Annotated in this window: 23 protein-coding genes; 15 read left to right on the forward strand and 8 right to left on the reverse strand. The window is 65.3% G+C overall.

What is annotated here, in order from left to right; all coding sequences use genetic code 11:
- Positions 1-52: 52 nt before the first annotated feature.
- Positions 53-2,008: a cache domain-containing protein gene (locus Q1V43_RS15200; RefSeq protein ID WP_300519806.1), complete on the reverse strand. Its 1,956-nt coding sequence runs from the start codon at positions 2,006-2,008 to the stop codon at positions 53-55.
- Positions 2,009-2,298: 290 nt separating this feature from the next.
- Here Q1V43_RS15200 and Q1V43_RS15205 point away from each other — a divergent pair, with 290 nt between their 5' ends.
- The 3 genes from Q1V43_RS15205 to Q1V43_RS15215 are packed head-to-tail and all read left to right on the forward strand — an operon-like array spanning position 2,299 to position 4,504.
- Positions 2,299-3,003, forward strand: a complete 705-nt coding sequence (locus Q1V43_RS15205) for an ABC transporter permease (RefSeq protein WP_300519809.1) — start codon at positions 2,299-2,301, stop codon at positions 3,001-3,003.
- Positions 3,000-3,713: an ATP-binding cassette domain-containing protein gene (locus Q1V43_RS15210; RefSeq protein ID WP_300519812.1), complete on the forward strand. Its 714-nt coding sequence runs from the start codon at positions 3,000-3,002 to the stop codon at positions 3,711-3,713. The genes Q1V43_RS15205 and Q1V43_RS15210 overlap by 4 nt, the downstream gene beginning before the upstream one ends.
- On the forward strand, positions 3,710-4,504 hold the full coding sequence (locus tag Q1V43_RS15215; RefSeq protein WP_300519814.1) for a substrate-binding domain-containing protein: 795 nt from the start codon (positions 3,710-3,712) through the stop codon (positions 4,502-4,504). The genes Q1V43_RS15210 and Q1V43_RS15215 overlap by 4 nt, the downstream gene beginning before the upstream one ends.
- A gap of 115 nt (positions 4,505-4,619) precedes the next feature.
- Here Q1V43_RS15215 and Q1V43_RS15220 read toward each other — a convergent pair whose 3' ends face one another.
- From Q1V43_RS15220 to Q1V43_RS15240, 5 genes are read right to left on the reverse strand one after another with little or no spacing between them, the layout of a single operon-like run.
- The gene (locus Q1V43_RS15220; protein ID WP_300519817.1) at positions 4,620-5,099 is read right to left on the reverse strand and encodes a DUF6505 family protein; all 480 of its coding nucleotides are present in this window, start codon (positions 5,097-5,099) and stop codon (positions 4,620-4,622) included.
- 1 nt (position 5,100) lies between these two features.
- A complete protein-coding gene (locus Q1V43_RS15225; protein WP_300519820.1) occupies positions 5,101-5,802 on the reverse strand; it encodes a biotin/lipoate--protein ligase family protein in 702 nt (233 codons plus the stop codon).
- Complete coding sequence (locus Q1V43_RS15230) at positions 5,799-6,884, reverse strand: Mrp/NBP35 family ATP-binding protein (protein WP_300519822.1); 1,086 nt, start codon at positions 6,882-6,884, stop codon at positions 5,799-5,801. The genes Q1V43_RS15225 and Q1V43_RS15230 overlap by 4 nt, the downstream gene beginning before the upstream one ends.
- Positions 6,850-7,044: a DUF6494 family protein gene (locus Q1V43_RS15235; RefSeq protein WP_300519824.1), complete on the reverse strand. Its 195-nt coding sequence runs from the start codon at positions 7,042-7,044 to the stop codon at positions 6,850-6,852. Before Q1V43_RS15235 ends, Q1V43_RS15230 begins: the two co-directional genes overlap by 35 nt.
- 12 nt (positions 7,045-7,056) lie before the next feature.
- Positions 7,057-8,964 (reverse strand): 4Fe-4S binding protein, encoded by a 1,908-nt coding sequence (locus Q1V43_RS15240; protein ID WP_300519826.1) that lies wholly within the window; start codon positions 8,962-8,964, stop codon positions 7,057-7,059.
- Between the two features lie 394 nt (positions 8,965-9,358).
- Between Q1V43_RS15240 and Q1V43_RS15245 the strand changes: the two genes are divergently transcribed.
- The 9 genes from Q1V43_RS15245 to Q1V43_RS15285 all read left to right on the forward strand — a co-directional run bounded on the left by Q1V43_RS15245 (position 9,359) and on the right by Q1V43_RS15285 (position 17,826).
- Positions 9,359-9,895, forward strand: a complete 537-nt coding sequence (locus tag Q1V43_RS15245) for a DUF3305 domain-containing protein (RefSeq protein WP_300519829.1) — start codon at positions 9,359-9,361, stop codon at positions 9,893-9,895.
- Positions 9,892-10,545: a DUF3306 domain-containing protein gene (locus Q1V43_RS15250; RefSeq protein ID WP_300519831.1), complete on the forward strand. Its 654-nt coding sequence runs from the start codon at positions 9,892-9,894 to the stop codon at positions 10,543-10,545. The genes Q1V43_RS15245 and Q1V43_RS15250 overlap by 4 nt, the downstream gene beginning before the upstream one ends.
- A complete protein-coding gene (locus tag Q1V43_RS15255) occupies positions 10,542-11,165 on the forward strand; it encodes a molecular chaperone TorD family protein (RefSeq protein ID WP_300519834.1) in 624 nt (207 codons plus the stop codon). The genes Q1V43_RS15250 and Q1V43_RS15255 overlap by 4 nt, the downstream gene beginning before the upstream one ends.
- Positions 11,166-11,213: 48 nt before the next feature.
- Entirely contained in the window at positions 11,214-11,405 is a 192-nt protein-coding gene (locus Q1V43_RS15260; protein WP_300519837.1) for a twin-arginine translocation signal domain-containing protein, read from the forward strand.
- Between the two features lie 102 nt (positions 11,406-11,507).
- The gene (locus tag Q1V43_RS15265) at positions 11,508-14,402 is read left to right on the forward strand and encodes a formate dehydrogenase subunit alpha (protein ID WP_300519840.1); all 2,895 of its coding nucleotides are present in this window, start codon (positions 11,508-11,510) and stop codon (positions 14,400-14,402) included.
- 12 nt (positions 14,403-14,414) lie between these two features.
- A complete protein-coding gene (gene fdh3B, locus Q1V43_RS15270) occupies positions 14,415-15,011 on the forward strand; it encodes a formate dehydrogenase FDH3 subunit beta (protein ID WP_300519843.1) in 597 nt (198 codons plus the stop codon).
- A gap of 70 nt (positions 15,012-15,081) precedes the next feature.
- Positions 15,082-16,260, forward strand: coding sequence for a formate dehydrogenase subunit gamma (locus Q1V43_RS15275; RefSeq protein ID WP_300519846.1), 1,179 nt, complete (start codon positions 15,082-15,084; stop codon positions 16,258-16,260).
- A gap of 71 nt (positions 16,261-16,331) precedes the next feature.
- The gene (locus Q1V43_RS15280) at positions 16,332-16,457 is read left to right on the forward strand and encodes a hypothetical protein (RefSeq protein WP_300519848.1); all 126 of its coding nucleotides are present in this window, start codon (positions 16,332-16,334) and stop codon (positions 16,455-16,457) included.
- A gap of 4 nt (positions 16,458-16,461) precedes the next feature.
- On the forward strand, positions 16,462-17,826 hold the full coding sequence (locus tag Q1V43_RS15285) for a sigma-54 dependent transcriptional regulator (protein WP_300519851.1): 1,365 nt from the start codon (positions 16,462-16,464) through the stop codon (positions 17,824-17,826).
- A 71-nt stretch (positions 17,827-17,897) separates the two neighbouring features.
- Here the strand turns inward: Q1V43_RS15285 and Q1V43_RS15290 are convergent, their stop codons facing one another.
- A complete protein-coding gene (locus Q1V43_RS15290) occupies positions 17,898-19,673 on the reverse strand; it encodes a DNA polymerase III subunit gamma/tau (protein ID WP_300519853.1) in 1,776 nt (591 codons plus the stop codon).
- A gap of 108 nt (positions 19,674-19,781) precedes the next feature.
- Positions 19,782-20,450 (reverse strand): GntR family transcriptional regulator, encoded by a 669-nt coding sequence (locus Q1V43_RS15295; protein ID WP_300519855.1) that lies wholly within the window; start codon positions 20,448-20,450, stop codon positions 19,782-19,784.
- A gap of 193 nt (positions 20,451-20,643) precedes the next feature.
- Here Q1V43_RS15295 and Q1V43_RS15300 point away from each other — a divergent pair, with 193 nt between their 5' ends.
- Genes Q1V43_RS15300 through Q1V43_RS15310 form a run of 3 tightly spaced genes read left to right on the forward strand, consistent with a single transcriptional unit; the run spans position 20,644 to position 24,255 of the window.
- Positions 20,644-21,582, forward strand: coding sequence for a dihydrodipicolinate synthase family protein (locus Q1V43_RS15300; RefSeq protein ID WP_300520123.1), 939 nt, complete (start codon positions 20,644-20,646; stop codon positions 21,580-21,582).
- 11 nt (positions 21,583-21,593) lie between these two features.
- Complete coding sequence (locus tag Q1V43_RS15305; protein WP_300519857.1) at positions 21,594-23,024, forward strand: aldehyde dehydrogenase family protein; 1,431 nt, start codon at positions 21,594-21,596, stop codon at positions 23,022-23,024.
- 1 nt (position 23,025) lies between these two features.
- A complete protein-coding gene (locus tag Q1V43_RS15310; protein ID WP_300519860.1) occupies positions 23,026-24,255 on the forward strand; it encodes an FAD-dependent oxidoreductase in 1,230 nt (409 codons plus the stop codon).

The raw sequence follows: 24,255 nt of genomic DNA on the forward strand, positions 1-24,255 counted from the left end.
TGGGGGTTAGATACGGGGGCGAGCGCGCCACGGCAAGGGGGAGAGGCCGTGGTTACACGGCCTCTTCGGTCAACGCGGGCAGCCAGACGGTGAACTCCGCCCCCCCTTCGGGCCGGTTGCGCGCCGAGATGCGCCCGCCCGCGCGGCGGATCAGGGTCTGGCTGATCGACAGGCCCAGCCCGGTGCCTTCGCCCGGCTTGGTGGTGTGGAACGGGTCGAAAACCCGCGCCAGACTTGCCTCGTCGATGCCCGGGCCATTGTCGGCGACCACCAGCTCGGTTCCCTCCTGCCCGTCGCGTGCGGCCCGGCGCACCGTGATGTCGACGCGTCCCGTGCCCTCCATCGCCTGGATCGCATTGACCAGAAGGTTCACCACCACCTGCTGCAACTCGCCGGGGTGGATGCCGACCTCGGGCGCGTCGCGGAAGTCCGGGAGCAGCGCGACCTCCTGCCGGGACCGCACATGGCCGACGAGCCCAAGGCATTCGCCAGCCACCTGCGCAACCGAGGCCCCCACATCGGATCGGCCGTAGTCAACCGGGCGCGCAAATTGCAGCAGTTTACCGACAATGCCGTCGATGCGCTGCACCTGCCGGTCGATCAGATCGAGTTCGGTCTTCACCGCTTCGGCCTCTGCGCCCAGCGAAAGGCGCACCACGTCGACATTGCCCTGGATCACCGCAACCGGGTTGTTGATCTCATGGGCCACCCCGGCGGTGATCTCGCCGATCGAGGCGAGCTTCTCGCTCATCACCAGTTGCTGGAACGTGTCTTCTAGCTTCTGGTTGGTCTCCTGCAGTTCGGCGGTGCGCCGGTCTACCCGGGCGTTCAACTCGTTGGCCCAGTCGCGCAAGGCCTGGTCGCGTTCCTGCACCTGGTTCAGCAGTGTGTCCAGATGGGTGGCCACCTGGCCGATTTCATCCTGCGATCCGACATCGCCATTGCGGGCCGCCAGGTCGCCGCGTTCGACCCGTTTCATCGTCCAGGTCATGCGTTCGAGCGGCGAGAAGATGCCGCGCGCCATGCGCAGAAAGATGGGGGCGGAGAGGACCAGGACGGCGCCAAAGGCGGTCAGCATGTTCAGAAGGGCGGCGCGCTTGGCCCCCGTGAAGGGCGCTTCCAGGAATCCCACATACAACATCCCGACCCGATTGCCGAAACTGTCGATCAGGGGCAGGTAGCCGGAGATGTACCAATCGTTCACCACGAAGGCCCGGTTGAGCCATGTGCGGCCCTCGGTCAGTACGGCGTGGCGGACCTCGGCAGACACGCGGGTTCCCAGGGCGCGCACATCTTCGAACAGGCGCACATTGGTTGAGACGCGCACGTCTTCCAGGAACAAGGTCGCGGTGCCCTGACGCTCGCCCCCCGTGGCCGCGTTCAGGTAGACCAGCGCGTTGACCCTGTCGATGAAATCGAGGTTGCGGTTCAGAAGGATGCCACCGACCAGCACGCCTTCCTGGCCCGAGATGCGGACCGGGGCTGCGGTGTGGATGACCATGCCGCGGTCTTCGGCCATGCGGTCGGTGGGCACGGCGGCTTCGGTGTCGATCAGATCCAGATAGGCGCGGTCAGCGAGTCCCGGAAACCGGGCCAGGACTTCGGCCGGAAAGATGTCGATCTGGGCGGTTTGCTGGCCGGCCAGCGCCTGGGCCACGACCGGCCATCTGGCCTCCTCGCCGATGTCCTCTGCGGGCAGGTAGTAAAAGAAATCAAGCTGCAGCGCTTCGGCTCGTTCGGCCAGAAAGCTCTCGACCGCCGCCTGACCCGCCGCAAGTCGGATGCGCATCTCATCCGAACCCGCCACCGCTTGCACGCGGTCTCCGGTCGAGGTCATGATGCGCCCGAGGTGCTGTTCCGCGATGCGCAGGTCGCTGTCCACCTTGGCGGTCAAAAGGGCGTCGTAATCCGCCGTCCAGCGTGATTGCGCCAGGAGCAGAAGCAGAGGCATCAGCACCATCAGCGGCAGAAGCGCCAGGATCAACAGCTTGAAACGAACCGATTTCATCCGAACTTTTCCCCCTGTCTTCCGCCCGGCTCGCCGATGGTAGGAGCGCACAGGCGCCGTGGCAATGGCGCCCGGCCACAAGACGGATGCGGCCGGACACCGGTCGGTTTTAATACGCGCATCCCGGGTCGTTTTGTCTATTCTGGGCCAAAATGTCCCTTGTGGAAGGGACAATTGAACCAAGCGTGGGTGTTTCCCGACATTCGCGGTTTTTCAAAACCCGCGGCTGTGGCATTGCTTCCGGTCAAGGGAGGGGGCGCCGGGCGCGGCCCCGCAAAGAGGACGCGGTCATGTCGGATCTTCTCGAGGGAGCCTTGCAGGCGTTCTGGCTCGTTTTCGGGCGGGACCCGGTGCTGATCGAGATCAGCCTGCGTTCGCTGCGCGTGACCCTCACCGCGCTTCTGGTCGCCTGCGTCATCGCCCTCCCTCTGGGCGCCTACCTGGCCGTGCGCCGGTTCCGCCTGCGCCGCTATGTCATAGCGGTGCTGAATGCGCTGATGGGGCTGCCGCCGGTGGTGGTGGGTTTGATCGTTTATGTCTTTCTCAGCCGGTCCGGGCCGCTGGGCGTACTGGGCCTGCTGTTCACCCCCACGGCGATGATCATCGCCCAGGTGATCATCATCGTGCCGCTGATCGCCTCGATCGCGCACCAGGCGCTGCGCGAGCTGTGGTCGGATTACCACGACCTGTTGATCTCGATGAATGCGAGCCAGGGGCAGCGAATCCGCGCGCTCCTGTGGGACGGGCGCCGCGCCTTGCTGACGGCCGCCCTGGCGGGATTCGGGCGGGGCATCGGCGAGGTCGGCGCAATCATGGTCGTGGGCGGCAATATCGACCACCTCACCCGTGTCCTGACCACCGCCATCGCGCTGGAGACCGGCAAGGGTGAATTCGCCCTTGCCCTGGCGCTGGGCTTCATCCTGATTGCCATCGCCATCGGTGTGAACCTTGCCATCCACATGCTGTCCGGCACCGAGCGGGAGGGGCGCTGGTGAGCAATCTCTTTCCCCTTTCCGTCGAAGGCGCGCTGACCCGGCGCCGTGGGCGTGTTCTGGTCGGTCCCGTCGATCTGAAGCTCGACCCCACCGGCACCACCATGGTGATCGGGCCGAACGGGGCTGGCAAGACCTCGCTTCTGCGGATGCTGCACGGGATTGCCCGGCTGGGCGCGGGGCGGATCAACTGGGCCTGTGAGGAACATGAAGCGCAGCGCCACCAGGCCTTCGTCTTTCAGCAGCCTGTGATGATGCGCCGCACCGTGCAGGACAACCTGGCCTATCCGCTGCGGCTGAGTGGTGTGAAACGGGCCGAGGCGCGCGACCGGGCGGCGGTCTGGGCGGGCAAGGTCGGGCTGGGGGCGATGCTGACCCGGCAGGCCACGGTCCTGTCAGGGGGCGAGCGTCAGAAACTTGCCATTGCCCGTGCCTTGATCCGCGACCCGGAGCTTCTGTTCCTGGACGAACCCTGCTCGTCCCTCGACGGTCGCGCCACCCGCGAGATCGAAGAGATCCTGCACGGTGTTGCCGAGGTTGGAACCCGCATCATCATGTCGACCCATGACATGGGTCAGGCCCGCCGCCTGGGCACCGAGGTCGCCTTTCTGCTGCACGGCAAGGTGCATGAATTCGCCGCCGCCGATACGTTTTTTCCCGCGCCCGCCACCGCGCAGGCCCGCGCATTTCTGAATGGAGATATCGTCGAATGAAACGTCTGATCCTGGGGGCAATTCTGGCCGCCACGACCGCCACAGCGTCGCTGGCCGAAGCGATGAAACTGGCGGTGACAACCTCGTTTCACAACTCGGGCCTGTCCGACATCCTGCTGCCGCAGATCAAGGCGGACACGGGCATCGAGGTGCAGTTGCTGGTGGTCGGCACGGGACAGGCGATCCGGTTGGGCGAGGCGGGGGATGTGGACGCGATCCTGGTGCATTCGCTGAAAGCCGAAGAGGCGTTTCTGGCGGGCGGCTACGGCACCCATCGGCGCGAGATCATGTACAATGATTTCGTCTTTGTCGGTCCGTCGGACGATCCCGCCGGGATTGCCGGGGCGAACTCCGCTGCCGCCGCGCTGGTGGCGATCGCCGATGCGCGGGCGGATTTCGTCAGCCGGGGCGATGATTCTGGCACCCACAAGAAGGAACTCAGCCTCTGGTCCGCCGCGGGCGTGGTCCCCGAGGGCGACTGGTACAAGGCGGTCGGTGCGGGCATGGGGGCTTCGCTGAACACCGCTGCCGGCATGGGCGCCTATATCATGTCGGACCGGGCCAGCTGGCTGAATTTCGCCAACAAGGCCGATCAGGCCCTGCTGTTCGCGGGCGATCCGGTACTGTTCAACCAGTATGCGTTTCTGCCGGTAAACCCGGTGAAACACCCGCATGTAGAGGCGGAATTGGTGGAAAAGCTGGAGGCCTGGCTGGTCTCGGACACGGCACGGGAGCTGATCAACAGCTACAGGATCAACGGCGAGACGCTGTTCACTTTCAACGCCAGGTGAGGGGGGGGCGGAATTTTCGAAAATTCCGGTCCGTTCAGCGGGAATTCGCTCTCCAGAACGAATTCGCATCCGCTTCACTCTTCGAAGAAAACGGTTGCAGGCGCGGACGTCTCGATCAGTCCTCCACCGACCCGTGCACGGCAAACTGGGCAAGATCCGCCGCCTGCGCCTCGATCTTGCGAAAGCCCTCGCGCACGCCGGCTTCGGTCAGTTCGCGTGCCACGGTCAGCAGCGTGTTGTCCGGGTGCTCGTCGCAAAGTTCGGCCATGTGCGCCAGCTCCTCGGCGGCCACCGGGCGGGCGGCCTCGACACTGGGCGCGCCGTAATAGGTCACGAAATGCCGGGCCAGCGTGTCGGTCAGCGCCTCAAACTCACCGGACGTGACCTCGGCCACGGCGACGAAGGTCACGCGCCCGCCGGTTTCCAGCCCCAGCCAGCCATTGGCGAAAGCCTGGCGCGCCTTGCCGACCAGATCCCCCTCGCTCCAGTTCGAGAATTCAAAGCCCCCGGACAGGCACCATTCGCCGGTGCGCGCCGGTTTGGCAAAGACGTACTGGTCGCTTTCGTCAAGATGGGTTGCGCGGGCGAGTTTCATGTCAGGCCTCCAACAGGGCGGTGAGCGGGATCAGATGGGTGGTGTCGCCCTGGCGCAGGAGCATTCCGAATTCTTCGTCCACACCCAGAAAACTGCCGGACAGGTCGCCTTGGGTGCGCTCCTCGCCCATGCCATGGGACAGGCCGCGCCACTCGGCATGCAGCGCACGCGCGCCCTCGTCCTCCCACCGGTTGATCCAGTTCAGCGTATGGCGTGCCCAGGCTTCGAGCAGGGCCGTCGCGTCCACATCCGCGCAGCCCTCGGCATAGAGCGCGGTGGCATCCGGTGTTTCGCCGGTTTCCGCTGACGGCGGCCAGAGCGGCAGGGTCAGGCCGACCACCAACCAGTCGGGCTTCGCCTCGGGATCGGTATGCGAGGCGGCCACCCGCAGCCCGCCGCACCGCGCGCCGTTCAGAAAAAGCGCCCCGTCCCAGCCCAGGTGCACCGCCACCTCGGGTGGGGCGAGCGCGCCCAGGGCGTTCTGAAAGCCCACGGCGCAGAGCGGCAGCATGGTCATTGCCTTGGCCAGGGACACCTCGGGCGCAAGCACCAGCGCCGCCTGCATCACGTCGGCGCCCAGGTTGTGCACGACCAAGCCCGCGTCGCAGCCCATCGCCGCCTTGGCGCAGGCGCTGTCGAAAGCGTCCATCGCGCCGGTCACGGCAAGGCCGGACATGAGGGGCGGAAAGACGGGGTCGCTCATGCGTGGCCCCCGTCGACCAGTGCCCTGGCGAGGGACTGGAAGGCCGCGGCCTGTGCGCTGTCGGGCTGGCTGACCACCACCGGGGCGCCGCCATCGGCCGCCATACGGATCTGTATGTCCAGCGGAATTTCGGCCAACAGATCCACGCCCAGTTTCTCGGCCTCTGCGGCCACGCCGCCATGGCCGAACGTGTGTTCCTCGTGCCCGCAGTTGGAGCAGATATGGGTCGACATGTTTTCAACCATGCCGACGAGCGGCACGTTCATCTGTTTGAACATGTCGATCCCCTTGCGCGCATCCAGAAGGGCAACGTCCTGCGGAGTCGAGACGACCAGTGCCCCGTCCACCTGCGCCTTCTGCGCCAGCGTCATCTGCACGTCCCCGGTCCCGGGTGGCAGATCAACGATCAGCACATCGAGCGCCCCCCATTGCACCTGCATCATCATCTGCTGAAGCGCGCCCATCAGCATCGGCCCGCGCCAGACCACCGCCTGGTCGTCATTGGTCATGAGCCCGATCGACATCATCGTCACGCCATGGTTGCGCAGCGGCAGGATGGTCTTGCCATCCGGGCTGGACGGCCGCCCGGAGACACCCAGCATGCGCGGCTGGCTGGGGCCGTAAACGTCGGCGTCCAGCAGCCCGACCCGCCGCCCGGAGGCTGCCAGAGCGCAGGCCAGGTTCGCCGAAACGGTCGACTTGCCGACCCCGCCCTTGCCCGAAGCCACGGCGAGGATGCGGTCAACGCCGGGGATCTTCTCGGGCCCCTTGGGTGCCGCTTTCTGCGGCTTCAGATCCGGCGGCGCCTTGGTGCTGTGGGCGGTCATGACGATATTCGCCGTTGCCCCCAGCGCGGTCAGCGCGGCCTCGGCCTTGGCCTTGACGCCCTCATAGGTCTGGGCGCGGGTCGGATCGACCTCCATCACGAAGCGCGCGGTGGTGCCATCCAGGTTCAAGGCCCGCACCACGCCAGAGGATACGATGTCGCCGCCGGCCGGGTCCGCCACGCCTTTCAGCGCGTTCAGAATGTCCTCTCGCGTCAAGGGGTTACTCCCGATCCTTGATTTCGCCCTCGACCACATGGGTCATGCCGAGCTCTTCGATGGTGATTACCGCGCGGGCGGTGAAGCTCTTGCCGGCAGAATCGGGCGCGGTGCGCAGGGCTTCTTCGATTGCCTGCTGCGAGGTCACGCCGACCTGTTTCAGGAACTTGCGCATGGACATATTGAAATCGTCGCTCATCAGTCTCTCCGTTCAGTGGTCGCGCCGTTTGGACAGGTAGTCCTCGGTGGTGCGCGGGCGCGGGCGATCTCCGCCCGCGAAAGGGTTGTCCTTTGCGTGATACTGCGCGTTCACGCGGCAATTGTCACACATCTGGATCATCCGCGCGGCCTCGGGGTTGGCGTACATGGCGTGATTGCCCGCGAGTTTCTCGGTAATCTTCTCGATGGTGGACCTCACGCCAAAGAGCGCGCCGCATTCGATACAGGCGAAGGGTTCTTCCTCGTTCAGCACCTGTTGATCCAGGGCGCTGTCGGCCAGGGTCAGCCGGGGCGTCAGGGTGATCGCCTTCTCGGGGCAGGTTGCCGCGCAGATGCCGCATTGCAGGCAGGCATCCTCCTGGAACCTCAGCTGCGGCAGGTCCGGGTTGTCGCCAAGCGCGCCGGAAGGACACAGGGACACGCAGGACAGGCAGAGCGTGCAGGCGTCGGTATCGACCAATACGCCGCCGTAGGGCGCGCCCTCTGGCAGCGGCAGGGTGGGGGCGTCAGGGTGCAGGGCGCGCGCGGCCTGGCGCGTCACTTGCCGACGGGTGCCCACGGGGCGCACCGGCGTGGCGAGGGGCGTGGGCGTGTCACTGTCATAAAGCACGTCCGACAGGGCGTCCGGATCGGCGGTGTCGATCAGCGTGACCGTGGCTCCGATGGCACGAGCCAGGGTCGCTTCGCCTTCCGCCACCTGCCGGTCGACGCCCGGCGCCATCAGGAGCGAGACATCAGCAAACCCCGCCGCCACAGCGGCCAGTATTTCGGCATGCCCGAACGCGCCGGTGGCGGACATTTCCAGCGGCACCACATCGGCGGGCAGGCCACGTCCGAAGCGGGCGGACAGGCGAACCATCTCGGCCCCGTGGGCATTGACCACCAGCAGGCGTGGGGCACTGCCGCCTGCCTTGTGATAGGCGCTGGCGAGGGTCTGGACCCGGCGCAGGGTCAGGTCCACCGGCGGGGCGTCATAGCTGATCGCCCCCGAAGGGCAGAGCGACGAACAGGCCCCGCAGCCCGCGCAGATCATCGGGTCCACGATGATGTTGTCGCCATCGGGCTGGATCGCGCCGGTGGGGCAGGCGTCCAGACAGCGTGAACAGCCCGGCTGGCCGGCGCGGGAATGGGCGCAGAGCATCGGCTCGGTCTTGACGAAGAGGGTTTTCTCGAACGTGCCGACCATGTGCGAGGCGGCCAGAACCGCGCCGGCCACCGCCTGCGGGCTGCGCGGATCGGCGCGCAGGTAGCCTTCGCGTTTCTCGGGCGAGGGAAAGAGCGGGGTATTGCCACTCAGGTCCAGGATAATGTCGCAGTCCGAGCGCCCGCCGTCACGCGGGGCGGTCAGGCCGGGGGTGCCGCGTCCGGTCGGATCCAGCTGCGACAGCGCGTCGATGGTCACGCCAAAGCCGCCGAACGCCCCGGTGGCCTTGCGCAACCGCCCGCGGATCACGTCGAAGTCGCGGGTCACTGGCGGCTCGACATCATCCGTCAGCAGGACCGTGACGCCCAGGTAATCCTTCAACGCCTCCGCCGCGGACAGGGCCACATCGCCCGCGCCGATTACCAGGCAGAGACCTTCGGATGTCACGTCCAGGGCCTTCTCGATGGGGGCGGGCAGGGTCGCCTCCGCGACCAGGGCGGCCAATTTGGGCAGTTTCGGGGCCGGATCGGCGGACCATCCGGCCCGATCGCGCAGGTCCAGAACCGGGGGCGCAGGGGCGCCGATCTCGGCGGCAAGGGCTTCGAAAAGGCGGCTCTCCTGGCCGCAACAAAAAATCGCATTGCCCCCCCCGATCGCGGTGGCGGCAGCGTCGATCTGCGTGGTGCAGAGCGCCGAATGCACCTTGGAGCAGCTCAGGCCGGTGGCCTGCGAAAGCGCCTCTGCATCCAGGGTCATGGATCCAGAGCAATCACATAGAATCAATGATTTATCCAAGGTTTTCCCCTCCGGTTTTCCGCATGGATTTTGGCCCATTTCGGGGCCGGAACCTGATCCAACTAGACATGATTCGAATCGTGTCTCAACCGGTTTTCCCTGCGAAGACCCGGGCGAAACCGGCCGCGCCGGGGAAGGTGATTCGCCCGCATCGGCGCGGCAATTGAACCCGATGAAAAATATCGGGATAGACAAATGGTCCCTGTGGCCTTCGGCGCGAAAAGAGGTGTCGACATTTTGTCCGGAATGCCGCCAGGGCAGTCCAAACCCCTTTCTGCACGAGGTCGCGCTTTGGCAAGCTCGGCTCAGGGAGGACAGTCAGATCGAAATTCGCGACCCCAACAGGTATGACGCGATGCCAGTCGGTATCGTGCTGCGCCGTCGGCCGGGTGTGACCCGATGGGCGGCCTGGTCGTGGTCAGCCATCGATGCGCTGCCCGGGGCGACGGATGCCTCCTGGCGGGTGCTGCGCGAGGAAGGCGGGTTGACGGATTTCCACGCCGCCACACCGGTGATAGAGCTGCATGGCGCGGACACAGAGGGTTACGTGCACGGGCTGATGGCGCAGGTGCCCTCGATCTATGTGATCCTGCGGGAATGCGACGGGGAGCATCCCCTGGAGGTCGTGCTGGCCACGGTCTCGCCCTACGAGGCGCAGGACTATGCCGACAGCGGCGAGGAGATCATCGAGAAGATCCCGATGCCCGCTCCGGTGCTGGCTTGGGTCGAGGATTTCGTCGCGGCCCATCACCACGAGGAAGCTTTCAAGAAACGCAAGCGCGACCGCAAGGATGTGAGCCTTGTCGAGGACGGCGTCGGTGACGCACGCATTGCGCAGATGGCGGATGTCTATCGCTCGCCCGTGCAGGCCAAGAAGGAGCGGCTGGGATGAGCGATGCCAGGAAAAGTGGGAACCGGTTTTCCGCCCGGCATCGCGACCAAGGGGGGCTCGATTTTTGGGCACGGCGGAAAGCGGCGGTTGAAGCCGAGATGCGCGAGGAGGAACGTCGGGACGAGGCGGCCCAGCGCGCCGAACACGAGGCGGCACTGGCAGAGCGCTCGGACGAGGACATCCTGGCTGAGCTGAACCTGCCGGACCCGGACAGCCTGGGTGAGGGGGACGACTTCAAGGCCTTCCTGCAAGACGCCGTGCCCGCCCGTATCCGGACCCGCGCGTTGCGCCGGTTGTGGCGGGTGAACCCGGTGCTGGCCAATGTCGATGGGTTGATCGACTACGGCGAGGATTTCAACGACGCGTCTTTCGTCGTCGAGAACATGCAGACCGCCTACCAGGTCGGCAAGGGCATGACGAAACACGTGCTCGATCTGGCCCGTCAGGCCACCGAGGAGGCCGAAGACGCGGGCCTGCCGGACGACCAGCCCGACACTCCCCCCGGCACTCCCCCCGACGGTTCACCGCCACCTGCGCCCGAGCCCCCTGTTCTGACCGTGGTCGAAACGGCGCCCCTGCCCGAAGAACCCGAACCCATCCCCCAGACCCAGCGCCGCATGCGCTTTGCCTTCGATCAGGAGGCCACATGAGCGAGGAGACCCAGATGAGTGCCGCCGAAGACATCACCATCGTGGAAGAAGACCGCCTGCGCGCGGATCTCTACAATTTCCTGGGGCTGCTTCTGGCCGGTCCGCCGGACGAGGGTACCCTGACCATGACCGCTGGTCTGTCGGGCGATGACACGCCGCTGGGCACCGCCATCAACGCATTGGTCAGGATTGCCAGATTGACCAAGCCTGCCGGGGTGGAAAGCGAGTTCAACAAGCTCTTCATCGGTCTCGGGCGGGGCGAGCTTCTGCCCTATGCCAGCTACTACCTGACCGGGTTCCTGAACGAGAAACCTCTGGCGCAGTTGCGCCGGGACATGGCCGCGCGCGGGCTGACCCGGGCCGAGAATGCCTATGAGCCCGAGGACAATATCGCGTCGCTGATGGAAATGATGGGCGCGATGATCGTCGGCCGGTTCGGTCAGGCGCAGGACGTGGCCGATCAGAAAAACTTCTTCAATACGCATATCGGCCCCTGGGCCGGGCATTTCTTCACCGATTTGGAAGCCGCCAAGAATTCGGTCTTCTACGCCGCCGTCGGCCAGGTTGGCCGGGTGTTCATGGAGATCGAGGCCGAAGGCTTCCGGATGAGCGCGGAGTGATCCGCATTTCCGGGCGGGCAACCGCCCTCAACGAGAGGAGGAACTCTCATGACCAAGAAAGACAAGGCAGAAACCAGCCGCCGCGACTTTCTGAAACTGGCCGCAACCGGCGCCCCCGTGGCGGCTGTTGCCGTGACGGCCAGCGGGCAGGCCGCGGAAGCGTCTGAGCCCGACCTGCAATCGACCCGTTTGCAGGATACGGCGCAGACCCGCGCCTATTTCGACAGCGCCAGGTTCTGAGGCGCCGTTTTCACGCCAGATGCGACCGGTTGCGATAGGCCCGACAGCAGATGGCATTCTTCAACCCCAGCCAGCCCGAAACGGGCAGCAAGGGAGGTTAACATGCTGAGGAAAAAGACCAACGGGGTTGCGAGACGCCCCCAGCGGACAAGTATCCTGTCAGATGTCGCGGAGAAATCCGTCGACCGCCGCGCGTTCCTGCGTGGCAGCGGCCTGGCCATTGGCGGCCTTGCCGCAATCAGTGCCACGGGCGGAACCGTGTCGCAGGCCTCTGCGGCGACCGCCGCCGAGGGCGCCATCGAGACCGTGAAATCGGTCTGCACCCATTGTTCGGTCGGCTGTACTGTCCTGGCCGAAGTCGAGGACGGTGTCTGGATCGGGCAGGAGCCCGGTTACGACAGCCCGTTCAACCTGGGAGCGCACTGCGCCAAGGGTGCCTCGGTGCGTGAACACGCCCATAACGAACGCCGCCTGAAATACCCGATGAAGAAAGATGGTGGCGAGTGGAAACGCATCAGCTGGGAACAGGCGATCGACGAGATCGGCGACGGCATGATGAAGATCCGCGAGGAAAGCGGGCCCGACAGCGTCTATTGGCTGGGCTCGGCGAAACATTCGAACGAACAGGCCTACCTGTTCCGCAAGTTCGCCGCCTATTGGGGCACGAACAACGTGGATCACCAGGCACGGATCTGTCACTCGACCACGGTGGCGGGTGTGGCGAACACATGGGGCTACGGCGCCATGACCAACAGCTACAACGACATCCACAACAGCCGGGCGATCTTCATCATCGGCGGCAACCCTGCCGAGGCGCACCCGGTGTCGCTTTTGCATGTTCTGAAAGCCAAGGAAGAAAACAACGCGCCGCTGATCGTCTGCGACCCGCGCTTTACCCGCACGGCGGCGCATGCGGACGAATATGTGCGCTTCCGTCCCGGTTCGGACGTGGCTCTGGTCTGGGGCATCCTGTGGCATATCTTTGACAACGGCTGGGAGGACAAGGAGTTCATCCGCACCCGAGTCTGGGGCATGGATCAGATCAGGACCGAGGTCGACAAATGGACCCCGGAAGAGGTCGAACGTGTCACCGGAGCCCCCGGCGAGCAACTGCGCCGCGTGGCCCATACGCTGGCCAACAACCGTCCCGGCACCGTGATCTGGTGCATGGGCGGCACCCAGCACACCAACGGTAACAACAACACCCGCGCCTACTGCATCCTGCAACTCGCGCTGGGCAACATGGGCACCTCGGGCGGTGGCACGAACATCTTCCGTGGCCATGACAACGTGCAGGGCGCGACCGACCTGGGCGTCCTGTCGCACACGTTGCCGGGGTATTACGGCCTGTCCAAGGGCGCTTGGGCCCATTGGGCCCGTGTCTGGGAAGAGGATGCCGATTGGCTTGCCGGTCAGTTCCAGAAAGTCACCGGCGCCGATGGCAAGGAGAAGTCGCTTCAGAACCTGAAGGGCATTCCCGTCAGCCGCTGGATCGACGGTGTTCTGGAAGATCCGGAAAACACCGATCAGCCAGACGCGGTGCGCGCCATGGTTCTGTGGGGCCATGCGCCCAACTCGCAGACCCGCGGCCCGGAAATGAAGACGGCGATGGAGAAGCTGGACATGCTGGTCGTGGTCGACCCGTATCCGACTGTCTCGGCGGTGCTGCATGACCGCACCGACGGCGTCTATCTGCTGCCGGCGGCGACGCAGTACGAAACCCGTGGCTCGGTCACGGCATCGAACCGGTCGTTCCAGTGGCGTGACCGGGTCGTGGCGCCGCTGTTCGAGGCCCGGACCGACCACGAGATCATCGCACGGTTCGCGAACAAGTTCGGTTTTGCCGACCGCCTGTTCCGCAACATCGAGATGGAGGACGAGGTCACGCCGAACGTGGAAAGCATCACCCGCGAGTTCAATCGCGGTCTGTGGACCATCGGCTATACCGGTCAGAGCCCCGAGCGTCTGAAGCTGCACATGGCCAACCAGCACACCTTCGATCGCACTACGCTGCGCGCCAATGGCGGGCCGGCGGATGGCGAGTATTACGGTTTGCCCTGGCCCTGTTGGGGCACGCCCGAGATGGGCCACCCCGGCACGCCGAACCTCTATGACATGTCCAAGCCTGTCAGCGAAGGCGGCCTGACTTTCCGCGCCCGGTTCGGGGTGGAACGTGACGGCCAGAACCTGCTGGCCGAAGGCGTCTATTCGAAGAATTCCGAGATCCAGGACGGCTACCCGGAATTCACGATGCAGATGCTGATGGACCTGGGTTGGGATGGCGATCTGACCGACGAGGAACGCGCGGCGATCGACGCCGTGGCCGGGCCAAAGACCAACTGGAAAACCGACCTTTCGGGCGGAATCCAGCGGGTGGCAATCAAGCACGAATGTGCGCCTTTCGGTAATGCCAAGGCCCGGACAGTCGTGTGGACCTTCCCGGATCCGATTCCGCTTCACCGCGAGCCGCTTTACACGCCGCGTCGCGACCTTGTGGCGGATTACCCGACCTATGAGGACCGGCATGATTACCGTCTGCCGACCCTCTATGCCTCGATCCAGAAGAACGACTTCTCGAAGGAGTATCCGATGATCCTGACCTCGGGGCGCCTCGTGGAATACGAAGGTGGCGGCGAGGAGTCCAGGTCGAACCGCTGGCTGGCCGAGCTTCAGCAGGACATGTTCGTCGAGATCAACCCGCGCGACGCCAACAACCTTGGTGTTCGGGATGGCCATCAGGTCTGGGTCGAAGGTCCGGAAGGCGGCAAGGTCAAGGTGATGGCAATGGTCACAGAACGGGTCGGCGAAGGCGTTGCCTTCATGCCGTTCCATTTCGGCGGGCATTTCCAGGGCAAGGATCTGAGGGACAAGTATCCCGATGGCGCCGATCCCTACGTGTTGGGCGAAAGCTCCAATACAGCCCAGACCTATGGCTATGACAGCGTCACGCAAATGCAGGAGACCAAAGTGACTCTCTGCAAGATCATGTCAGCGTAAGGAGAACGAACCATGGGAAGAGCTAAGTTTCTCGTCGACGCCGAGCGCTGCATCGAATGCAACGCTTGTGTGACGGCCTGTAAAAACGAGAACGAAGTGCCCTGGGGCATCAATCGTCGCAGGGTGGTGACGATCCAGGATGGAACGCCGGGCGAACGGTCAATTTCGGTTGCCTGCATGCATTGTTCGGATGCGCCCTGTATGGCGGTCTGTCCGGTGGATGTGTTCTATCAGACGGAAGAGGGCATCGTTCTGCACTCCAAGGATCTGTGCATCGGCTGCGGCTACTGCTTCTATGCGTGCCCCTTCGGCGCGCCGCAGTACCCGCAGGCGGGCAACTTCGGCTCGCGCGGCAAGATGGACAAGTGCACCTTCTGCGCCGGTGGTCCGGAAGAGAACCACTCGCAGGCCGAGTTCGCCAAATATGGGCGCAACCGTATCGCCGAAGGCAAGCTGCCGATCTGTGCCGAGATGTGTTCGACCAAGGCGCTTCTGGCCGGGGACGGCGACGAGGTGTCGACGATCTACCGCGAGCGTGTGGTCGCGCGTGGCTTCGGCGCTGGCGCCTGGGGCTGGGGCACAGCCTATCAAAGAAAGGCGGGCGGCTGACACCCCCGTCTGACGGGGCGGCCTTTCGGGGCCGTCCCGGTTTCTGGAATTCTGATACAAGGAGGCGACCATGCTGCGCATGGCACTAGCCCTTGTCCTGTCGCTTGCGCTGACCGGTGTGGCGCAGGCGCAAAGTACCGACCGTAGCCAAACAGGCGGGGCACAGACGCTGGAAGACATCATGGCCCGGCAAGAAGGGCTGAAAGTGGATGACAGTTTCCGGTCCGAGGCAACCGGCGACCCCACCCGCGCGGCCCCGATCACGGGACAGCTTGGCACGCTTGGCGGGGTGTCCGACCCCGAACTATGGCGCGCGATGCGATATGACACCGCTGATATCTCGGTCCAGCAACGCGGACCCGCTGCCGCGGTACTGGTGCAGGATGGCGGTATGGTCTGGCTTGACTTCCGCGACGGACCGCTGCGCAGGTATGGCGGCTGGCTGCTCTTGGGCACGCTGGCGGCGCTGGCCCTGTTCTATGTGATCCACGGCCGCATCAAGATCGACGACGGGGCTGCCGGAACCACCGTGACCCGGTTCACGGCGATCGAAAGGTTCGGTCACTGGCTGTTGGCCGGGGCATTCGTCCTGTTGGGCGTCACGGGCCTTCTGGTCCTGTTCGGCCGCCTGTTCCTGGCGCCAACCCTGGGCAAGGAGGTCAACACCGCCCTGCTGATCTGGTCGAAATGGGTGCACAACAACGTGGCATGGGCCTTCATCATAGGGCTGGTGATGATCTTCGTGATGTGGGTGGTGCACAATATTCCGAACCGCACCGACCTGGTCTGGTTGTCCAAGGGCGGCGGGCTGCTGTTCGGCCATGACCACCCGCCTGCCAAGAAGTTCAACGCGGGGCAGAAAATCATCTTCTGGTCGGTGATCCTGTTCGGCGGCTCCATTGCCTTGACCGGCGTGTCGCTGCTGTTCCCCTTCGAATTGCCGCTCTTTGCCAAGAGCTTCGAATGGCTGAATGCGGCGGGCCTGCCGCAGATGGTCGGCTATGGGGAACTCCCCACGGTGCTCGCCCCGCAAGAGGAAATGCAGCTGGCCCAGGCCTGGCACGCCATCCTGGCTTTCGTGCTGATGGCCATCGTGCTGGCGCATATCTATATCGGCTCGGTCGGGATGGAGGGCGCCTTTGACGCCATGGGCTCGGGCGAAGTGGATGAGGCCTGGGCGGAACAGCACCACTCGATCTGGCTTGAAGAGGTGAAAGAGGCCGAAGCCGCCAAGACCCCGGCCGAGTAGGCAGGGTGATTTTCCCGGACCGGCCCATCTGCTAGGATCGGGTCGGACCGCCTTTGCACGGAGAGAAGACAATGAAAGCCATGCTGACAGGGTTCGTGGCCATCGCGGTGATCGCGGTGGGGGCGAATCTGATTCTGGACAATGCGGGGTTCGCGGCGCGGGACGTGCAATCGGGCGCGGCCGTGCGGCTGGACTGAGCCGATGCCGGCAGCCTCCCTCAACGCCCCCCTGCGCGATGAATACGGCGAAAGCCTGGCCGGAGCTTCGATCCTCGTGATCGACGACGAACCGGGCATGCGCCATTTCCTGACCAAGATCCTGACCCCGCGCTGCAAACGGGTGGAGCAGGCGGGCTCGACGGCGGAGGCGGTGGAGATCCTGGACCGCAGTCATTTCGACCTTGTGGTGCTGGACAATGTGATGCCGGGCAAGACGGGGCTGGACTGGCTGCGCGAGCAGCGCAGGGTCGGGTTCTTTTCCGACGCCATCCTGATCACCGCCTATGCGGACCTGGAGACCGCCATCGACGCGCTGCGTATCGGGGTGGCGGATTTCGTGCTGAAACCGTTTCGCGCAAACCAGATCCTGAACGCGGTCGCCCGGGCGCTGGACCGAAAGATCCTGCGCCGCGACAACTCGCTTCTGCGCCATGAACTGCTGGCCGAGGGCAGCCCGGCCAAGGGGCGGCTGTTGGGAAAATCTCCTCCGATCGAGGAAGTCCGGCACATGCTGGGCCGGCTGGCACCGATGCCCACGCCGGTTCTGTTCACCGGCCCCTCCGGTACCGGCAAGGAGGTCGCGGCGCGCACGCTTCACGCCCTGTCCGACCGGGCCGACAAACCCTTCGTCGCGGTGAACTGCGCCGCCGTGGCCAGCGACCGTTGCGCGCAGGAATTCTTCGGTATGACCGACAGGCGTGAGGGCGGCAGTCAGGACGGACTGTTTCTGCTGGCAGACGGGGGTGTTCTGTTCCTGGACGAAGTGGCGCAGATGCCCGAGGTAATGCAGGCCGCGCTGTTGCGTGTTCTGGAAGACCAGCGCATCCGCCCGGTTGGTGCCGAACGCGACATCCCGCTGAATCTGCGTTTCTTCTTTGCGACCAACGCGGACCTCGAAACGCTGGTCGCCCAGGGCAGGTTCCGCGCCGATCTCTACCACCGGATCAATGTGGTGCAGATCAAGATGCCGCCTCTGAAGGAGCGCGCCGAGGATATCGTTGAGCTGGCCGCGCTGTTCATGGACCAATTCGCGAAAACCCTGGCGCTGCCGGGGTTGGAACTGGATGAGCAGACCCTTCTGAAGATCACCCGCTATGACTGGCCCGGCAATGTGCGCGAGCTGCGCAACATGATCGAGCGCTCGGTGATCCTGGGCGCCTTTCCCGAGGAGTTCGCGGGTGCTGGCCAGGTCAAGGGGGCCGAGGCGTTGGAGACTCTGGAGCTGGTCACGCAACGCCACATCATGCATGTGCTGGATGCCTGTGACGGCAATCGCGCCGAGGCCGCCCGCCGCCTTGGCGTGTCGCGCAAGACCATCGACCGCAAATACGCCAACTGGGACATTTAAACGTCCGCGCGGTTCGACGGGGCGGGCAACGGATCAACCGTGCCCGGAGGTCTTTTTTGCGGGGCCTCGGATCACTCTTCCTCGAACGGATCCCACTCGTCCTCGACCTCCTGCAACGCCTCGGCGGCGGCCTCGGCCTGGATTTCGTCGGGAGTTCGGATCGTGTTGATCCTGGCGCCGGGGAAAGAGGCAATTACCGCCTGGACCAGCGGGTGATCCTGGGCCTTGGCCTTCAATTCCAACAGCGCGCCATCGCGGGTTTCGGCAATGGTGAGCACATCGCAGTCATTGACCAGAGTCACCACCCAGCGTACGCCGGTCCAGCCGTGCAGACGCTGCGCCAGCCGCGCGGCCAGGTCGCGCGGGGCCTTGGCCGTGGGGGTGAATTCGATCCGTCCGGGGGCGTAGTTCGCCAGCCGCACGCCGCCTTCCACCTCGACCAGCAGCTTCACGTCGCGCGAGGCGCGAATCAGGTCGACCACGTCATCAAAGCGCGCATAGCTGGCAAGAGAGACCTCGGGGGCCTGCGCGAGTGCTGCTGCCTGACCACCACCGCCGTGCATCCTTGGCGCACCCCGGGGCGGGCCGTCCATACCCATCGGCGTACCGCCCGTGTGGGTCGCCCCTCCGGGCGCGGGGTGACTGCCGCTTCCGCCGCCGCCTGGCAGGGGCGGGGGCACGGGCGCATCCTTCAGGCGTTTGGCAAGTTCTTCGGGCGAGGGGAGTTCGGCCACATGGGTCAGGCGGATCACCGCCATCTCGGCTGCCATCATTGCGTTGGGCGCGCGGCCGACTTCATCGAGCGCGGTCAGCAGCATCTGCCACATCCGGGTCAGCGCGCGCATGCCCAGCCCGTCCGCCATGGTCTTGCCGCGCATCCGTTCGTCGGGCGAGACCGTTGGGTCGTCCACCGCCTCGGGGGTGATCTTGATCACGCTGATCCAGTGGGTCACTTCGGCCAGGTCGCGCAGCACAGCCATCGGGTCGGCGCCATCGGCATACTGTGCGCCCAGCTCGGCAAGGGCGCCCGCCGCGTCGCCCTTCATCACCAGGTCAAACAGGTCCAGCACCCGGCCGCGGTCGGCCAGGCCCAACATGGCACGCACCTGATCGGCGGTGGTTTCGCCTGCGCCGTGGGAAATCGCCTGATCCAACAGCGATTGCGCATCGCGGGCAGAGCCCTCGGCGGCGCGGGTGATCAGAGCCAGCGCGTCATCGGCGATCTCGGCCCTTTCGGCGGTGGCGATGTGCTTCAGCATGGCCAGCATGTCCTCCGGTTCGATCCGGCGCAGGTCGAAGCGCTGACAGCGCGACAGAACCGTGACCGGCACCTGGCGGATCTCGGTCGTGGCGAAGATGAATTTCACATGGGCCGGCGGTTCCTCCAGCGTCTTCAAAAGCGCGTTGAAGGCGCTCTTGGACAGCATGTGGACCTCGTCGATGATGTAGATCTTGAAGCGCGCGGAGGCGGCCCGGTAGTGCACAGAATCGATGATCTCGCGAATGTCGCCGACCCCGGTGCGCGAGGCCGCGTCCATCTCCATCACGTCGACATGGCGGCCCTCGGCGATGGCCACGCAGTGTTCACAGGTGCCGCAGGGCTCGACCGTCGGGCCACCGGTGCCATCTTTTCCGATACAGTTCATGCCCTTGGCGATAATGCGCGCAGTGGTGGTTTTGCCGACCCCGCGAATGCCGGTCATGATGAAGGCCTGAGCGATCCGGTCGCTTTCGAACGCGTTCTTAAGCGTGCGCACCATGGCGTCCTGTCCCACCAGGTCGGCAAAGCTTTCCGGCCGGTATTTGCGGGCCAGAACCTGATAGGTCTTTTCGGTGCTTTCAGACATGGTGCCCCCTGCGGTCGGGCGCGCCACTGCGCCCTGAATCGGTCCCGACCAACCTAAAGCCTTGGGGCTTCGACCTGCAACAGGGAAGCGGTGCGCGGTCAGGCCGGATCAGCCTGCCTGTCGTGCCGCAAGGTGGGCGCGCAGCGACGCCTTTGCACCCTCGATATGGGCACGGGTCAGCGCGCAGGCCAGTTCCGCATCGCGTGCCTCGCAGGCTTCGAGGATGGCCAGGTGTTCGCGATTGGCCTTTTCCATCCCGTCGCTCATCTCCAGTTGTGTGCGCAGGTAACGATCCACCCGGTCCATCGCATTGTCCACGACGCTCAGGTGATAGGGCAGGGCGCAGGCGGAATAGAGCGACCAGTGGAACCTGCGATTCAGATCACCCCATTGCGTCGGATCGGGAGAGGCGGCGAAGTCCTCGCAACAGGCGCGGGCTTCGGCCAGAAGCCCGGCAGACATCTGCGGCACGGCCCGGCGGATCACCTCGCCCTCGACCAGGGCGCGGAACTCGAAGATTTCGGTGGCCTCCTCGATCGACAGCCCGGCCACCACGGCGCCCTTGTAGCGCTGGGACGTCACCAGCCCCTGTTCCTCGAGCCGCGAGATCGCCTCGCGCACGGGAATGCGCGACGTGTTGAAAAGCCGGGCGATTTCATCCTGCCGAAGCGGTTCACCGTCCTGCAATTCGCCCTCGATGATCGCTTTGCGCAGGGCCTCGAACACCAGGGTCGCAGCTGATGCTGTCTGCGCGATATCGACCGATTTCAGTTTCATGAGCTGCCTCCACTTGTCGCCAAGTTACCCGCAGGAAAGGGAAAAATGAAGAGTGTAAATTTTATATTGCATATTGGATCCAAAATACATTACCAGATTGACCGACCCCATCTACGGGGAGAGCAACCGATTCTCACCCGGGCCGCCCCGGTACATGTCTCTGGAAAGGAGCCCTCTCATGAGCGCCGCGCGCATTGCGAACACGATTTTCTCGGGTACGATCCCCGCCCTCATGACCCCCTGCACCGCCGACCGCAAACCGGATTTCGACGCGCTGGTGAAAAAGGGACAGGAGCTGGTCGCCGCCGGCATGTCCGCCGTGGTCTATTGCGGCTCGATGGGCGATTGGCCTTTGCTGACCGATGCCGAACGCATGGAAGGCGTGGCGCGGCTGGTGGCGGCCGGAGTGCCGACCATCGTGGGCACAGGCGCGGTCAACTCTGCCTTGGCCGTGGCCCATGCGGCGCATGCGCAGGACGTCGGCGCGCAGGGCCTGATGGTGATCCCGCGCGTCCTGTCGCGCGGGCCCTCGATGACCGCGCAGCGCCATCACTTCAAGGCGATCCTGGCCGCGGCGCCCAACCTGCCCGCCGTCATCTACAATAGCCCCTATTACGGCTTTGCCACCCGCGCCGACCTGTTCTTTGCCCTGCGCGCGGAACATCCCAACCTGATCGGTTTCAAGGAATTCGGTGGCGCCGAAGACCTGCGCTATGCGGCCGAGAACATTACTTCGGGCAATCCCGATGTGACCTTGATGATCGGCGTCGACACCACCGTATTCCACGGGTTCGTGAATTGCGGGGCCGGGGGGGCGATCACCGGGATCGGCAACGCCCTGCCGCGCGAGGTTCTGCACCTCGTGGGCCTGTGCCAGAAAGCCGCCGGTGGCTGCGCCACCTCGCGCGCCAAGGCACGTCAACTGGACGCGGCGCTGGGAGTGCTGTCCTCTTTCGACGAAGGGCCGGACCTTGTGCTCTACTACAAACACCTGATGGTGCTGAACGGCGACGCGGAATACACGCTGCATTTCAACGAGACCGACGCCCTGTCCGACAGCCAGAAAGCATATGTCGAAAACCAGTATGCCATGTTCAAAACCTGGTACGCCGACTGGGCGGCGCTGGTGTGATGGGCGGGCAGATGGACTATCGCAACCTCATCGCCGGGGGCTGGGTGGCCACGGGTGCAGGCACACCCAATGTGAACCCGTCCGATATTTCGGACATCCTGGGCCACGCAGCCCAAGCTGGCGCGACCCAGCTGGACGGCGCCATCGCCGCTGCACATGACGCGGCGCCCGGGTGGGCCGTTTCCACCCCGCAGCAGCGGTTTGACGTATTGGATTTCATCGGCTCCGAGCTGCTCGCGCGCCGTGACGAGCTGGGCCACCTGCTGGCCCGCGAAGAGGGCAAGACCCTGCCCGAAGGCATCGGCGAGGTTGCCCGCGCGGGACAGATTTTCAAGTTCTTTGCCGGTGAAGCGCTGCGTCAGGCTGGTGACATCCTTCCCTCGGTCCGACCCGGTGTCGGCGTCGAGGTAACGCGCAGCCCGGTGGGGGTCGTCGGGTTGATCACCCCCTGGAACTTCCCGATTGCCATCCCGGCGTGGAAGGTCGCCCCGGCGCTGGCCCACGGAAACGCGGTGGTGCTGAAACCTGCCGAGCTGGTGCCTGGCTGCGCCCATGCCCTGGCCGAGATCATCTCGCGCTCCGGCCTGCCCGCGGGCGTGTTCAACCTGATGCTGGGGCGCGGGTCGCAGCTGGGGCCGCAGCTGATTGCCGATCCGCGCGTCAACGCCATCTCGTTCACCGGCTCGGAGCCTACCGGGCGGGGCATCGCCGCCGAGTGCGGTGCGCGGCTGAAGAAGGTGCAGCTGGAGATGGGCGGCAAGAACCCGATGGTGGTGCTGGACGACGCCGATCTGGATGTCGCGGTCGAGGTCTGCCTGAACGGTGCCTTCTTCTCGACCGGTCAACGCTGCACCGCCAGTTCGCGGCTGATCGTGACCGAGGGGATCCATGACCGTTTCGTCGCCGCTTTGACCAAGCGGATGCGGGCGCTCTCTGTCGGCCATGCGCTTGAGGCGGGTATGCAGGTCGGCCCGGTGGTCGATGCACACCAGTTGGACCAGAACCAGGATTACCTGCGGATCGCGCGTGCGGAGGGCGGCGAGGTGATCGGCGGCGAACGGCTGGCGCGCGCAACCGAAGGGTTCTTCATGGCTCCCGCCCTCGTCACCGATACCACCAACGACATGCGCATCAACCGCGAAGAGGTCTTCGGCCCCGTCGCCAGCGTGATCCGCGTGGCCGACTATGACGAGGCGCTGGCGGTGGCGAATGACACCGAGTTCGGCCTCTCGGCCGGCATATGCACGCAATCCCTGAAACACGCGACCCATTTCAAGGCCAATGCCCAGGCGGGCATGGTGATGGTGAACCTGCCCACTGCGGGCGTGGACTATCATGTGCCCTTCGGCGGTACGAAAGGGTCAAGTTACGGCCCCCGCGAACAGGGGCGTCACGCGGCGGAGTTCTATACCACCGTCAAGACCGCCTATACGGGGGCGTAGGGTGCCGGAGGTCATTGTTATCGGTGCGGGTGTGGTCGGCATTTCGACCGCGCTGGCCATTCAGCGGCGGGGGTATCATGTCACCGTGCTCGACCGCGCCGGTGTGGCGGCCGAGGCGTCGGCAGGCAATGCCGGGGCGCTGGCCTTTGCCGATATCGAGCCGCTGGCCACACCCGGCATCCTGCGTCAGGCGCCGAAATGGTTGTTGGATCCGCTGGGGCCTCTGTCGGTTTCGCCCGGGTATGCGCCCCGTCTTGCCCCCTGGCTCTGGCGCTTCTGGCGGGCCAGCCGTCCGGCGAGGCACCGGGCGGGTACTGCGGCGCAGGCGGTGCTGATGGGCCTGTCGCGAGCCGCTTTCGAGCGACAGGTGGCTGACGTCGGCGGGCAGGGATTTCTGCGTCCCGAGGGGCAGCTGCAGCTTTACGAAGGTGCGCGCCAGTTCCGCGCAAGCCTGCCCGGTTGGGAGCTGCGCCGGACCCATGGCGTGGTCTTCCGCCTGCTCGAAAGCCCCGAGGAAATCGCCGCGCTGCAGCCCGGGATCCACCCCCGCTTCACTCATGCGGGCTTCACGCCGGGCTGGATCAACTTTACCGACCCGAAGCTCTGGGTCGAACATCTGGCTTTACGGTTCACCGAGCGCGGCGGGCGCATCGAGCGCGCCAAGGTCGCCTCGATCACACCTGCCGCCCGGATCATGGTCGAGGCAGGCGCACCATACGCGGCCGATCACGTGGTTCTGGCCGGTGGGGCCTGGTCGCGCGGGCTTGCGGCTTCGCTGGGGGATTCGGTGCCGCTGGAGACCGAACGCGGCTACAACACCACCCTGCCCGCGGGCGCTTTCGATCTGCGCATGCAGCTGACCTTTGGCGGGCATGGTTTTGTCGTCACGCGCATTGGCGATGGCCTCCGCGTGGGCGGGGCCGTTGAACTGGCGGGGTTGAAATACCCGCCGAACTACGCCCGCGCCGACGCGCTTCTGAAGAAGGCAAAAGCATTTCTGCCGAGGCTGAACACCGAAGGCGGAGCGCGCTGGATGGGGTTCCGCCCGTCCATGCCCGACAGCTTGCCGGTCATCGGTCCCGCCCGGGCCGATGCGCGGGTGATCCATGCGTTCGGCCACGGTCATCTGGGACTGACCCAGGCCGCCGGCACCGCCGAGATCGTCGCCGACCTTGTCTCCGGCCGAGCCCCCACCATCGACCTTTCCCCCTACCGGGCCACCCGTTTCTAA

Origin of the sequence: Aliiroseovarius sp. (genome assembly GCF_030148435.1) — a bacterium.
Lineage (GTDB): Bacteria > Pseudomonadota > Alphaproteobacteria > Rhodobacterales > Rhodobacteraceae > JASBTN01.

Excerpts from the sequence above, each read along its gene's own strand:
- Q1V43_RS15225 (WP_300519820.1), bottom strand. The coding sequence starts at position 5,802 with ATGAGCGACCCCGTCTTTCCGCCCCTCATGTCCGGCCTTGCCGTGACC.
- fdh3B (WP_300519843.1), top strand. The coding sequence starts at position 14,415 with ATGGGAAGAGCTAAGTTTCTCGTCGACGCCGAGCGCTGCATCGAATGC.
- Q1V43_RS15280 (WP_300519848.1), top strand. The coding sequence starts at position 16,332 with ATGAAAGCCATGCTGACAGGGTTCGTGGCCATCGCGGTGATCGCGGTG.
- Q1V43_RS15200 (WP_300519806.1), bottom strand. The coding sequence starts at position 2,008 with ATGAAATCGGTTCGTTTCAAGCTGTTGATCCTGGCGCTTCTGCCGCTG.
- Q1V43_RS15290 (WP_300519853.1), bottom strand. The coding sequence starts at position 19,673 with ATGTCTGAAAGCACCGAAAAGACCTATCAGGTTCTGGCCCGCAAATAC.
- Q1V43_RS15235 (WP_300519824.1), bottom strand. The coding sequence starts at position 7,044 with ATGAGCGACGATTTCAATATGTCCATGCGCAAGTTCCTGAAACAGGTC.
- Q1V43_RS15220 (WP_300519817.1), bottom strand. The coding sequence starts at position 5,099 with ATGAAACTCGCCCGCGCAACCCATCTTGACGAAAGCGACCAGTACGTC.
- Q1V43_RS15250 (WP_300519831.1), top strand. The coding sequence starts at position 9,892 with ATGAGCGATGCCAGGAAAAGTGGGAACCGGTTTTCCGCCCGGCATCGC.
- Q1V43_RS15305 (WP_300519857.1), top strand. The coding sequence starts at position 21,594 with ATGGACTATCGCAACCTCATCGCCGGGGGCTGGGTGGCCACGGGTGCA.
- Q1V43_RS15285 (WP_300519851.1), top strand. The coding sequence starts at position 16,462 with ATGCCGGCAGCCTCCCTCAACGCCCCCCTGCGCGATGAATACGGCGAA.
- Q1V43_RS15230 (WP_300519822.1), bottom strand. The coding sequence starts at position 6,884 with ATGTGGTCGAGGGCGAAATCAAGGATCGGGAGTAACCCCTTGACGCGA.
- Q1V43_RS15240 (WP_300519826.1), bottom strand. The coding sequence starts at position 8,964 with ATGACCCTGGATGCAGAGGCGCTTTCGCAGGCCACCGGCCTGAGCTGC.
- Q1V43_RS15295 (WP_300519855.1), bottom strand. The coding sequence starts at position 20,450 with ATGAAACTGAAATCGGTCGATATCGCGCAGACAGCATCAGCTGCGACC.
- Q1V43_RS15215 (WP_300519814.1), top strand. The coding sequence starts at position 3,710 with ATGAAACGTCTGATCCTGGGGGCAATTCTGGCCGCCACGACCGCCACA.
- Q1V43_RS15255 (WP_300519834.1), top strand. The coding sequence starts at position 10,542 with ATGAGCGAGGAGACCCAGATGAGTGCCGCCGAAGACATCACCATCGTG.
- Q1V43_RS15245 (WP_300519829.1), top strand. The coding sequence starts at position 9,359 with ATGCCAGTCGGTATCGTGCTGCGCCGTCGGCCGGGTGTGACCCGATGG.
- Q1V43_RS15275 (WP_300519846.1), top strand. The coding sequence starts at position 15,082 with ATGCTGCGCATGGCACTAGCCCTTGTCCTGTCGCTTGCGCTGACCGGT.
- Q1V43_RS15265 (WP_300519840.1), top strand. The coding sequence starts at position 11,508 with ATGCTGAGGAAAAAGACCAACGGGGTTGCGAGACGCCCCCAGCGGACA.
- Q1V43_RS15260 (WP_300519837.1), top strand. The coding sequence starts at position 11,214 with ATGACCAAGAAAGACAAGGCAGAAACCAGCCGCCGCGACTTTCTGAAA.
- Q1V43_RS15205 (WP_300519809.1), top strand. The coding sequence starts at position 2,299 with ATGTCGGATCTTCTCGAGGGAGCCTTGCAGGCGTTCTGGCTCGTTTTC.